Raw genomic sequence first — 11742 nt, 5'->3', positions numbered from 1 at the left:
GCTAGGCAGGTGGTGCAGAAGTGGAGCGGCGGACGACCAGCTCCGCGGGCGGCAGTTCGACGTCGGGTACGTCGGTCTCGCCGTCGACGACCCGGTTCAGGGTCCGGGCGGCCGCCACTCCGAACTGGAACGGGTCCGCGCGGACCGTGGTCAGCCCCGGGTGCACGTACTCGGCGAGCTCGCTGTCGTCGAAGCCGGCCATGCTGAGGTCGTCCGGCACGGTCATCCCGGCCGCTTGGGCGGCGCCCAGACCGGCGATCGCCATCCGGTCGTTCGCGTAGACGATCGCGGTCGGCGGCTCCGGCAGCGCGAGCAGCCGCCGGGTCGCCTCGATCCCGCCGGCTCCGGTGAAGTCGCCGGCCTCGACCGCCACCGGCGCCAGTCCGGCCGCGGCGAGCGTCTCGACGAACGCTGTCGACCGCGCGGTCGCGTGCACGAACGCGGGCGGACCGGCGACATGCGCGATCCGGGTGTGCCCGAGCCCGAGCAGGTGCTCGACCACCGCGACGGAGCCGGGCCGATCGTCGAGCGTGACGGCCGGGAACGGCGAGGCGCCGTCCGGCCGGTTCAGCGTGACGGCCGGCAGCCCGAGCTCGACCAACAGGTCGATCCGCGGGTCGTCGTGCCGCAGGTCGGACAGGAACACGCCGTCGACGCGCGCGTCCTGCGCGAGCCTTCGGTACCCGTCGGCCTCCGAACCGTCGGCGACCACCTGCAGGACGAGCGCCTGGCCCTGGGTCGACAGCACGCTCTCGACCCCGGCGATGAACGCCGGGAAGAACGGGTCCGACGACAGCACGGCCGGATCCCGGGTGATCACCAGGCCGAGCGCGAACGCCTTCGAGACCGACAGCGATCGCGCCCGGTTGCTCGGCCGCCAGCCGAGCTCGTCGGCGGCCGCGAGGATCTTGTCCACGGTCGCACTCGCCAGCCCGGGGCGGCCGTTGAGCGCGAACGAGACCGATCCCTTGGACACGCCGGCCCGGCGAGCCACGTCCGCGATCGTCGGTCGTTTCGTCACGCTGGCGCTCCTTTTAAACCGGTTTAAACAGCATTCAAACCGGTTTAAACCGCAGCTGTCAAGAACTCGGGCGCTGCGCAGTACCGCAATCTGCGGCCGGTTCCGCGCACTCGTTTGCAGCCGATCGCTTGACGGTCCACGGTGCGAATCGCTTAACTGGGCCGCAGCGACGCACCCAGCCGGTACCAGGCCGACGGCCTGAAGTCCGGTTTTCCGGCGCCAGGGTTGGTGAGACCCGAGGCGGGGTCGCGTCCCCGGGACCGATGGAGCAAATCGTGTCCAGACTCATCCGCCGCCTGCTCGTCGCAGCCGCGGCCACCGCCCTCGCAGTCACCGTCCCAACCCTCACCCGGACCTCCGCCGACGCGGCCATGACGCTGCCGCCGGCGCACGCCAAGTTCGACTACCAGATCGGCGGCGCCTACACCCCGCCCGTCGGTGTCCAGGTGGTCACCCGGGACCGGACCGCCGCACCGGCGGCCGGCCTGTACAACATCTGCTACGTCAACGCTTTCCAGGTCCAGCCCGGCGAACAAGGTCAGTGGGCCGCCGACCTGCTGCTCCGGGACGCGAGCGGCAAGCTGGTGATCGACCAGGACTGGGGCGAAGCGCTCCTGGACCTGCGGACGGCGGACAAACGGAACCGGATCGCCGCGAAGGTCAACGGCTGGATCGACGGCTGCGCGGCCGCCGGCTACCAGGCGATCGAGCCCGACAACTACGACAGCTACACCCGCTCGAAGAAGTTGCTCAAGGCAACCCATGCCGAGGCGTACCTGACGCTGCTGGCCACTCACGCACACAGCAAGAACCTGGCCATCGGCCAGAAGAACACGGTCGAGCTGGCCGGTGACCGAAGGGCCGTCGGCCTGGACTTCGCGGTCGCCGAGGAATGCGGCCAGTACGACGAGTGCGCCGACTACGTCAGTGCCTTCGGCAACCACGTCATCGTGATCGAGTACACCGACAGCGGCCGCCGGACAGCGTGTGCGCAGTACGCCGGAACCTTGTCGATCGTGCAGCGCGATGTGGACGTCTCGGTCCCGGGTGATCCCGGCTACGTCCGCAAGACCTGCTGAAACTCCTTTCCCGCTCCCCTTCTGGAGACCGCCATGTCTCAGCATGCTCGAAACCTGTCCCGTCGCGACCTCCTGCGCGCCGCGGCCGCTGCCGCGGCGGCCGGAACGCTGGCCTCCTGCGGCAAGAACAACGACGACGGCGCGGACCCGAACGGCGTGGTCACGCTCGATCTGTGGCACGGCCAGGTGGACCTCGGCAAGGCCGCGATCGACTCGCTGATCGCCGCGTTCAACCAGAGCCACCCGAAGATCAAGGTGGTCGGCGGTGGTGGCGGGGTGACCGCGGACAGCATGCTGCAGAAGGTCACCGCGGGACTGGCGGCGGGGTCGTACCCGGACATCGCGTACATCTTCGGGTCCGACCTCGCCAGCCTGACCAAGAGCCCGAAGGTCGCCGACCTGACCGGGCAGCTCAAGATCGACGACTACTGGCCGGCCGCGAAGGATGCGGTCAGCGTGAAGGGCAAGGTACGGGCCGCGCCGGCGCTGCTCGACTCGCTCTGCGTGGTCTACAACAAGAAGCTGTTCGCCGCGGCCGGGGTGGCCCCGCCGAAGCCCGGCTGGACCTGGGACGACTTCGTCGCCACGTCCAAGCAGCTGACGAATCCCGCGAAGGGCATCTTCGGCACCGGCTGGCCCGGCGTCGGCGACGAGGACACGGTCTGGCGGATCTGGCCGATGATCTGGGACCTCGGCGGCGACGTGGTCAGCGGCGACGGGAAGAAGGTCGGCTTCGACACCGTCGGTGCACAGGCGTTGCAGACCCTGGACAAGCTGCGCAGCGACAAGTCGCTGTACGTCGACCCGAAGCCCGGCAGCGAGCAGCTGTACCAGGTGTTCCTCGGCGGCCGGATGGGCATGGTTGCCACCGGCCCCTGGCAGCTCCCGGAGCTGAAGGACAACGGCCTCGAGTACGGCGTCGTCCCGCTGCCGTCGTACTCCGGGAAACCGATCACGATCTCCGGGCCGGACACCTGGACGATCTTCGACAACGGCAAGGCCAAGGTGAAGGCGGCGACCGAGTTCGTCAGCTGGCTGGCCGACCCGGCGCAGGACATCCAGTGGGACATCAAGGGTGGCAGTCTCCCGATCACCAAGGCGACCGCGGAGCTGCCCGCCTGGAAGAAGCACTCGGCCGAGACCAACGGGCTCGAGGTGTTCGTGACGGCGCTCGACACCGCGAAGGTGCGGCCGACGATCACGACGTACCCGCAGATCTCGCAGCACGTCGGCGAGGCGATCGCCGCGGTGCTGCTCGGGAAGCAGAGCCCGGCGGACGCGCTGAAGCAGGCCGTTGACCAGTGCAACCAGGTGCTGGCGGTGCCGAGCTGATGGCCAGCCATGGCGGCGTCGTCGGGACTTTCACGGTCGATCCGCGGAGCCGGGCCGCGAAGCGCCGGGTGCGCGGTGAGAGCGCGACCGGCTGGGCATTCGTGAGTCCGTCGGTGGTGATCATTCTCGGCCTCAGTGTCGTACCGGTGCTGTGGTCGCTGCTGTTTTCGTTCCAGGTCAACGATCTGGTGTCGCCGTCGCAGTGGGTCGGCCTGGCGAACTACAAGGCGCTGCTGAAGGATCCGACGTTCGGGTCGGCGGTCTCGCACACGCTTGTCTACACCGCGCTCTACGTGCCGTTGAGCGTGGTGGCGGGGCTGGCGATCGCGATCGCGCTGGACCGGACGATCGCATTGATCGGGTTGTACCGGACGCTGGTGTTCGTACCGTTCGTGGTGTCCGCCGCGGCGCAGGGCGTGCTGTTCTCGTTCGTACTGGATCCCGAGTTCGGGGTCGCGAACAGCCTGCTGCACAAGGTCGGGCTGCCCGCGCAGGGGTTCTTCAGCGATCCGGGGCAAGCGCTGTACCTGCTGGTCGCGATCTCGTTGTGGAGCGGGACCGGGTTCTGCGTGATCGTGTACCTGGCCGGCTTGCAAGGCGTCTCGAGCGAGCTGGTCGAGGCGGCGCGGATCGACGGCGCCGGGCGGTGGGGCGTACTGCGGCACGTGACGCTGCCCGCGCTCACCCCGGTCACCGTGTTCCTGCTGCTGTTCCAGACCATCAACGCGCTGCAGGTGTTCGACCTGGTGTTCGTCACCACGAAGGGCGGGCCGCTCGGGTCGACCACGGTGATCGTGTACTTCATCTGGGAGAAGGCGTTCAAGACCTTCACGGCCGGCTACAGCGCGGCGGCCGCGTACACGCTGGCGATCGCATTGCTCGTGATCGGCGTCGCATTGCAGGTCTACCGGCGGAGGGTGGCTGCCCGATGAAGCGACTTCCCTTCAGCGGTTGGCATTTCGTCCTCGCTCCGCTCGCGCTGCTGTTCGCGCTGCCGCTGGTGTGGCTGCTCGTGAGCTCGGTGATGAGCAACGCGGAGATCAACCGTTTTCCGCCGGCGTTGTGGCCGCACGGCATCAAGTTCGACGGGTACCGGTACGTGCTCGGGAACGCCCTGTTTCCGCGCTGGTTCCTGAATTCCTTCATCGTTTCCGCGGTCGCCGTGACCGCGAACCTGGTGCTCGGATCGCTCGGCGGGTACGCGTTCGCGCGGATCCGGTTCACCGGGTCGAAGCTCGTCCTCGGGCTGATGCTGGCCACGATGGTGATCCCGTTCCAGCTGACGATGATTCCGACGTTCCTGGTGATGAAGCAGCTCGGGCTGATCGACACGCTCGGCGCGCTGATCGTTCCGTCGCTGGTGACACCGCTGTCGGTGTTTCTGTTCCGGCAGTTCTTCGTCTCGCTGCCGCGCGAACTCGAGGAGGCGGCCTGGATCGACGGCTGCGGGCGGCTGCGGATCCTCGTCTCGATCGTGCTGCCGCTGGCCCGGCCGGCGTTGAGCACGGTCGCCGTACTGACGTTCCTCGCGACCTGGAACGACCTGACCTGGCCGTTGATCGCGATCAACACCGACTCCACGTACACCCTCCAGCTGGGACTGACGACGTTCCAGGGACAGCACCACACCCAGTGGTCCGCCGTGATGGCCGGCAACGTCATCACCGTGCTGCCCGTTCTGCTGGGGTTCCTCCTGGCCCAGAAGGCGTTCATCCGCTCGCTGGCCTCCACCGGACTCAAAGGCTGAGACGAATATGTTCGATCTGCTCGTGATCGGCGACGCGAACCCCGACGTGGTGGTCGGGCCCGTGGAGCAGCCGATCCTGTTCGGCCAACGGGAACGGCTCGTTCCCAGCGGCTCCCTCGTCCTCGGCGGTTCCGCCTCGATCATGGCCTGCGGCGCGGCCCGGCTCGGCCTGCGGGTCGCCTTCGCCGGCCGGGTCGGTGACGATCCGGCCGGCGACTTCGTCCGTACGTCGTTGGCCGACCACGGCGTCGATGTCGAGGCCCTGGTGGTTGACCCGACGCTGCCGACACCGCTCACCACGATCCTCACCTCGGGCGACGATCGCGCGATCCTCACGTCCCCGGGATGTATGCCCAGTACGGCGGCCGAGGACGTGCCGCCGGCGCTGGTGCGGTCGGTGCGCCATGTGCATGCCGGGTCGTTCTATCTGATGCCGCGACTGGCTGCTGGGCTGGCGGGGATCTTCAAGGAGGCGAAGGCCGCAAAGGCAACCACCTCGCTGGATCCGAACGACGATCCGGCCGGGACGTGGGATCAGACCGTGCTCGATCCGGTGTTGCGGGTCACCGACTACTTCCTGCCGAACGCCGCCGAGGCGCTGGCGTTGACCGGACACCACTCGGTCGAGGACGCGGCCGGCATTCTGGCCCGCAGGATGGCCCGCCGCGGGACGTTCGTCGTCGTCAAGAACGGGCCGGACGGCGGGCTCGCACACAACGGCTCGAAGGTCATCACGGCACCGGCGATGAAGGTGGACACGGTCGACACGGTCGGCGCCGGTGACAGCTTCGACGCCGGGTGGGTGGCCGCCGTACTCAACGGCTTCAAACCGGACCGTGCGCTGGCGATCGCGGCGACCTGCGGGTCGCTGTCCACCCGCGAAGCCGGCGGGACAGCCGCTCAACCGACGTGGGAAGAGGCGACAGCATGACGGCGATCGCGTTCATCGGGGCGGGAAGCGTGGTATTCACGCAGGGCCTGTTGGCGGATCTCTTCGATCTCGACCTGGATTCGCTGGAGATCCGGTTGCACGACATCGATCCCGAGCGGCTGGAGACAGCGGCAGCGGCTGCGGCGTACATCGCCCGCGAGCATCGCGTGACCCCGCGGATCAGCACGCACCTGGAGCGCCGGGCGGCGCTCGACGGAGCGGACTTCGTGATCAACATCGTGCAGGTCGGGATGAACGCCGCCACGCACACCGACTTCGAGATTCCCGCCCGGTACGGGCTGCGCCAGACGATCGGGGACACCTTAGGCGTCGGCGGGGTGTTCCGCGCGCTGCGCACGTTCCCGGTGCTGCGAGGCCTCGCGCAGGACATCGCCGAGGTCTGCCCGGACGCGTGGCTGCTCAACTACACCAACCCGATGGTGATGAACGTCTGGTACCTGAAAGAGCTCGGCGTCCGGAACCTGGCCGGCCTCTGCCACTCGGTGTACTGGACGATGCAGGGCCTGTCCGACCTGGTCGGCGTACCGTACGAGGACGTCACGTACCTGGCCGCCGGCGTCAACCACCAGTCGTGGGTACTGCGGTTCGAACGCGGCCGGGAGAACCTGTACGACCGGCTGGACGAAGTGATCGCGGCGGACCCGGAGCTGCTGCGGCGGGTCCGGGTGGACATGTACAGGCGACTCGGGTTCTACCCGACCGAGACTAGCGAACACTCCTCCGAATACGTCCCGTGGTACCTGGGCCACGCGAGCGAGGTGGAGAGGCTACGGCTGCCGATCGGCGCCTACCTGGACATCGTCGCGGAGAACCTCGCGTCCTACGAACACACGAGAAACGCCTTGAAAACAGGCGATCCCGTGGAGGTCGACCCGACGATGGAATACGCCCCGCAAATCGTCCACAGCATCACGACGAACACCCCGCGCACGATCTACGCCAACGTCCCCAACGCCACCACGCCCCGGGCCGGCGGCCTCATCCCCAACCTGCAGTCCAGGGCCGTCGTCGAGGTGCCGTGTCTGGTGGACGGTTCGGGCATCCACCCGACAGCGGTCGGCGAACTCCCGGCGCAGTGCGCCGCGCTCAACCGCTCGTACCTCAACGTCGCCGAACTCGCCGTACAAGCAGCCCTCACCGAGGACCCGCGAGCGATCCGGCAGGCGATCATGGTGGACCCGGCGACCGCCGGCACCCTACCCGTCGAACAGATCTGGGAACTCTGCAACGACCTGGTACTTGCTCATCGCAACTACCTGGACCCGTCGTTGAGGGCGATCCTCAAGTAGTCGCGGTACGCCGCGAACCCGGCGACCACCTCGGCCGCCGTCGGCTGCCCGGTGATCGCTCCGACGCCCTGGCCCGCGTAGATCGACGCGCGGGCCGGGTCGGCGGCTCCGGTACCGGCAACGTACTCGGCGTGCCCGGCGTCGTCGGACTTCAGCTCCTCCTCGCGCCCTTCCCAGGTGTCGAAGTACGCGTTCCGGAGCGCCCGCCCGCCGAACTCGTCCGGCCACCCGGCTCGCGAGGCCGCGTCGAACACGGTTCCGTAGACGGTGTCGGTCTCGTCCGCCTCGACGATCCGCTGCCGCACCGGTTCCTTCGTCAACGCCTCGGCGCAGGTGATGAACGCCGTACCGATCCATCCGCCGACAGCTCCCGCCGCCAGCACCGCGGCAAGACCGCGCGCGCCCGAGATCCCGCCGCCCGCGAGCACCGGTACGTCGGTCAGGTCCAGAATCGCTTGCAGCAGCGGCAGCGTGCCGACCGCGTTCCGCCCGTGCCCGCCGGCTTCGGCGCCCCGGGCAACGATGACGTCGACGCCCGCGCGCACCGCCTCCTGGGCATCCGCCACCGTTCCCGCCTGGGTCGCGACGGTGATCCCGGCCTCCTGCAGCGGACCGACGTACGGCGCATAGTTCCCGAAGCTCACCGAAACCAGCGCCGGCCGCAACTCCAGCACCGCCTCGAGATGCTCCGGATGATCCGCGACCGACCACGCCATCAAGCCGATCCCGTACGGCTTCCCGGCCGCCGCGGCGACCGCTCCCTCGGTCCGGATCCACTCAGCCGTGACCGCGGACCCGGCGCCCAGCATCCCCATCCCACCAGCGGCCGACACCGCAGCGGTGAGCCTGCCTCCGCTCACGTTCGCCATCGGCGCCTGCACCACCGGAACCGTCAACCCGAACCGCTCACTCAGCCACATGCCACCAGAGCACCACACGCCCGCGCCCGGCCGCCATGGCGCGCACCACACGGAAGACGGCCGGCCTGCAGGAGCGGGCCGGCCGTTTCGGGTGCTGCGGGTCAGAACTTGTAGGCGTCCGACTGCGGGTCGCCGTGGCAGCGCTTGTACTTCTTGCCGGAGCCGCACGGGCAGGCCGCGTTCCGCGGAGTCCCGGCGTATTCGAGGTTGCCCTCCTCGACCGCGTCCTGGTGCATCGCGACCTCGTCGTCACCGTCGATGGTCGGAGCGGAGTACGTCAGCCGCTGCGCCCGGGGCTCGTTCGTGAGGCCCTTCGCCCGCATTCGCGGCGCCTGCCGCGGGGTGTCCTGCGGCCGCTCCTCGTCGTCGGCCGAGCGAGCGAACTCCGCGACCGGCGCACCGGGCGTCAGGATGTCCTCGATCCGGCGGCCGGTGAGGTTCTCCTCGTCGGCCAGCGCCGCCTCGGAGGCGAGCTCCATCTCCGCGCGCATCGCCTCGACGTCGACCTCGACGTTGAAGATGAACCCGACCGACTCCTCCTTGATCGACTCCATCATCGAGGCGAACATGTCGTAGCCCTCGCGCTGGTACTCGACCAGCGGGTCGCGCTGCGCCATCGCGCGCAGGCCGATGCCCTCGCGCAGGTAGTCCATCTCGTAGAGATGCTCGCGCCACTTGCGGTCCAGCACGCTCAGCACGACGCGGCGCTCCAGCTCGCGCATCGCCTCCTCGCCGAGCAGCTCCTCACGGGCTTCGTACGCCGCGGTGGCCTCCTCGAGGAAGCGCTCGACCAGGAAGTCCTGGGTCAGGCCGGCCTTCTCGCCGCCGGCCTCCTCGATCAGCTGCTCCTCGGTGAGCTCGGACTTGTACAGCGTCTTCATCGCGGTGAACAGCGCGTCCAGGTCCCAGTCCTCGGCGAAGCCGTCCGCGGTCGCGCCCTGGACGTAGCCGGTGACGGTCTCCTCGAGCATGTCCAGCACTTGCTCGCGCAGGTCGGCACCCTCGAGCACCCGGCGGCGCTCGTCGTACACGACGTGCCGCTGGCGGTTCATCACGTCGTCGTACTTGAGGATGTTCTTCCGGGTCTCGAAGTTCTGCGCCTCGACCTGGCCCTGCGCGGAGGCGATCGCCTTGGTGACGACCTTGTTCTCCAGCGGCTGGGTGTCGTCGTTGTTCCGCGACATCGCCCAGTCGACCATCTCGCGCTTGAACAGCCGCATCAGGTCGTCCTCGAGCGACAGGTAGAACCGGGACTTGCCCGGGTCGCCCTGGCGGCCGGCGCGACCGCGCAGCTGGTTGTCGATCCGGCGCGACTCGTGCCGCTCGGTGCCGAGCACGTACAGGCCACCGAGCTCGCGGACCTCGGCCTGCTCCTCCTTGACCTGCTTCTCGAACCGCTCGAGCATCGCCGGGTACTCGGCCTCGTACTGCTCGATGTCCTCGGCCGGGTCGATGCCGCGGGCGCGCAGCTCCTTGTCGGCGAGGAACTCCGGGTTGCCGCCGAGGATGATGTCGGTACCACGGCCGGCCATGTTGGTGGCCACCGTGACCGCACCCTTGCGGCCGGCCTCGGCGACGATCGCCGCCTCGCGCGCATGCTGCTTCGCGTTCAGCACCTCGTGCTTGATGTTCTCCTTGAGCAGCATCCGCGACAGCCGCTCGGACTTCTCCACCGACGTCGTACCGACCAGGATCGGCTGACCGGTCTTGTGCACCTCGACGATGTCCTTGACCACCGCGTCGAACTTGGCGTCCTCGGTGCGGTAGATCAGGTCCCGCTCCTCGACCCGGATCATCGGCTTGTTCGTCGGGATCGGCACCACGCCGAGCTTGTAGACCTTGGAGAACTCGTTCGCCTCGGTCATCGCCGTACCGGTCATGCCGGCCAGCTTGTCGTAGAGCCGGAAGTAGTTCTGCAGCGTGATCGTCGCGAGGGTCTGGTACTCCTCCTTGATCTCGACGCCTTCCTTGGCCTCGATCGCCTGGTGCAGACCCTCGTTGTAGCGGCGGCCGTGCAGCGTCCGGCCGGTGTGCTCGTCGACGATCAGCACCTCGCCGCCGTCGACCACGACGTAGTCCTTGTCGCGGTGGAACAGGTCCTTGGCCTTCAGCGCGTTGTTCAGGTAGCTGATCAGCGGGGTGTTGGCCGACTCGTACAGGTTGTCGATGCCGAGCCGGTCCTCGACCTTCTCGATCCCGCGCTCGAGGATCGCGACCGTGCGCTTCTTCTCGTCCACGTCGTAGTCGGCGACCCGGCGCTTGGTCTCGTCGATCTCCAGGTCGGTGACGCGCGGGTTCTTCCGCTTCAGCTCCGCCTCGTCGGCCAGCGTCCAGGCCTTCAGCGTGTTCGCGATCCGGGCCATCTCGACGTACCAGCGCTGGGAGTCCTCGGCCGGTCCGGAGATGATCAGCGGGGTCCGGGCCTCGTCGATCAGGATCGAGTCCACCTCGTCCACGATCGCGTAGTTGTGCTCGCGCTGGACGCAGTCCTCGATGCTCTGCGCCATGTTGTCGCGCAGGTAGTCGAAGCCGAACTCGTTGTTGGTGCCGTAGGTGATGTCCTTGGCGTAGGCGATCCGGCGCTCGGCCGGCGACATCTCCGGCAGGATCACGCCGTAGTCGAGGCCGAGGAAGTGGTACACCCGGCCCATCCACTCGGCCTGGTACTTGGCCAGGTAGTCGTTCACCGTGACCACGTGCACGCCCTTGCCGGACAGCGCGTTCAGGTACGTCGGCAGGGTGCCGACCAGCGTCTTGCCCTCGCCGGTCTTCATCTCGGCGATGTTGCCGAGGTGCAGCGCCGCGCCACCCATGATCTGGACGTCGTAGTGCCGCTGGTGCAGCGTGCGCTTGGCCGCCTCCCGGACCACCGCGAAGGCCTCCGGGAGCAACTGGTCGAGGGACTCCCCGTTCTTGTGCCGCTCCTTGAACTCCGCGGTCTGGCCGCGCAGCTCTTCGTCGGTCATGTTGACGAAGTCGTCCTCGATGGAGTTGACCATCTTCGCGATGCCCTGCAGCTGGCGGAGGATCTTGCCCTCGCCGATCCGCAGGACCTTGTCGACAACCTTCATGGGGGGAGTTCACTCCTTGCTGCTGAAGCCTGGGTACGGCCGAACGCCGACAGGGCACGTCCGCCCCCTCCCGGGATGGCGTGCGTCCCCCATCGTACGGGGCCCGGTGTGCCAAGCCACGCGGGCAGCGTGCCTTGGAGGGTGTCGGGGGATCCTGCGCCGTAGCGAGCAGGTGCTCGGCGGAGTGCCTCGGTGTGCTGGAGGGAAGGGGTCGATGCGGAGCATCGTTCCCTTTCCTCCAGTGCACCGAGGTGCCCGCCGAGTGCCGCGCAGTAGGCGCAGGGTCCCCCCGACACCCTCCCTGCCCCACCCGACCCACGCTCGAGCGGGG

9 protein-coding genes are annotated in these 11742 nt (G+C 68.5%); 6 read left to right on the top strand and 3 right to left on the bottom strand.

The window, feature by feature from the left end; genetic code table 11:
* Position 1: 1 nt before the first annotated feature.
* Entirely contained in the window at positions 2–1021 is a 1020-nt protein-coding gene (locus FB475_RS23090; RefSeq protein WP_141858655.1) for a LacI family DNA-binding transcriptional regulator, read from the bottom strand.
* A 275-nt stretch (positions 1022–1296) separates the two neighbouring features.
* On the opposite strand from FB475_RS23090, the gene FB475_RS23085 reads away from it, so the two are divergent.
* The 6 genes from FB475_RS23085 to melA are packed head-to-tail and all read left to right on the top strand — an operon-like array spanning position 1297 to position 7420.
* The gene (locus tag FB475_RS23085) at positions 1297–2100 is read left to right on the top strand and encodes an endo alpha-1,4 polygalactosaminidase (protein WP_238332355.1); all 804 of its coding nucleotides are present in this window, start codon (positions 1297–1299) and stop codon (positions 2098–2100) included.
* A gap of 33 nt (positions 2101–2133) precedes the next feature.
* Positions 2134–3432: an ABC transporter substrate-binding protein gene (locus tag FB475_RS23080; protein ID WP_141858653.1), complete on the top strand. Its 1299-nt coding sequence runs from the start codon at positions 2134–2136 to the stop codon at positions 3430–3432.
* Positions 3432–4364: a carbohydrate ABC transporter permease gene (locus tag FB475_RS23075; protein ID WP_141858652.1), complete on the top strand. Its 933-nt coding sequence runs from the start codon at positions 3432–3434 to the stop codon at positions 4362–4364. Before FB475_RS23080 ends, FB475_RS23075 begins: the two co-directional genes overlap by 1 nt.
* On the top strand, positions 4361–5179 hold the full coding sequence (locus FB475_RS23070; protein ID WP_141858651.1) for a carbohydrate ABC transporter permease: 819 nt from the start codon (positions 4361–4363) through the stop codon (positions 5177–5179). The genes FB475_RS23075 and FB475_RS23070 overlap by 4 nt, the downstream gene beginning before the upstream one ends.
* Before the next feature lie 7 nt (positions 5180–5186).
* Positions 5187–6110, top strand: coding sequence for a carbohydrate kinase family protein (locus FB475_RS23065; RefSeq protein ID WP_141858650.1), 924 nt, complete (start codon positions 5187–5189; stop codon positions 6108–6110).
* Positions 6107–7420 (top strand): alpha-galactosidase, encoded by a 1314-nt coding sequence (gene melA, locus FB475_RS23060; protein ID WP_141858649.1) that lies wholly within the window; start codon positions 6107–6109, stop codon positions 7418–7420. Before FB475_RS23065 ends, melA begins: the two co-directional genes overlap by 4 nt.
* Here the strand turns inward: melA and FB475_RS23055 are convergent.
* Both FB475_RS23055 and secA read right to left on the bottom strand, forming a co-directional pair.
* The gene (locus tag FB475_RS23055) at positions 7384–8340 is read right to left on the bottom strand and encodes an NAD(P)H-dependent flavin oxidoreductase (protein ID WP_141858648.1); all 957 of its coding nucleotides are present in this window, start codon (positions 8338–8340) and stop codon (positions 7384–7386) included. The genes melA and FB475_RS23055 overlap by 37 nt on opposite strands.
* A 101-nt stretch (positions 8341–8441) precedes the next feature.
* On the bottom strand, positions 8442–11411 hold the full coding sequence (gene secA / locus FB475_RS23050) for a preprotein translocase subunit SecA (protein ID WP_141858647.1): 2970 nt from the start codon (positions 11409–11411) through the stop codon (positions 8442–8444).
* Positions 11412–11742 lie beyond the last annotated feature (331 nt).

It is taken from the genome of Kribbella jejuensis, assembly GCF_006715085.1.
Taxonomy (GTDB): Bacteria; Actinomycetota; Actinomycetes; order Propionibacteriales; family Kribbellaceae; genus Kribbella; species Kribbella jejuensis.
The sequence above is the reverse complement of the archived record's forward strand: the minus strand, read 5'-3'. Positions and strand labels throughout refer to the sequence as shown.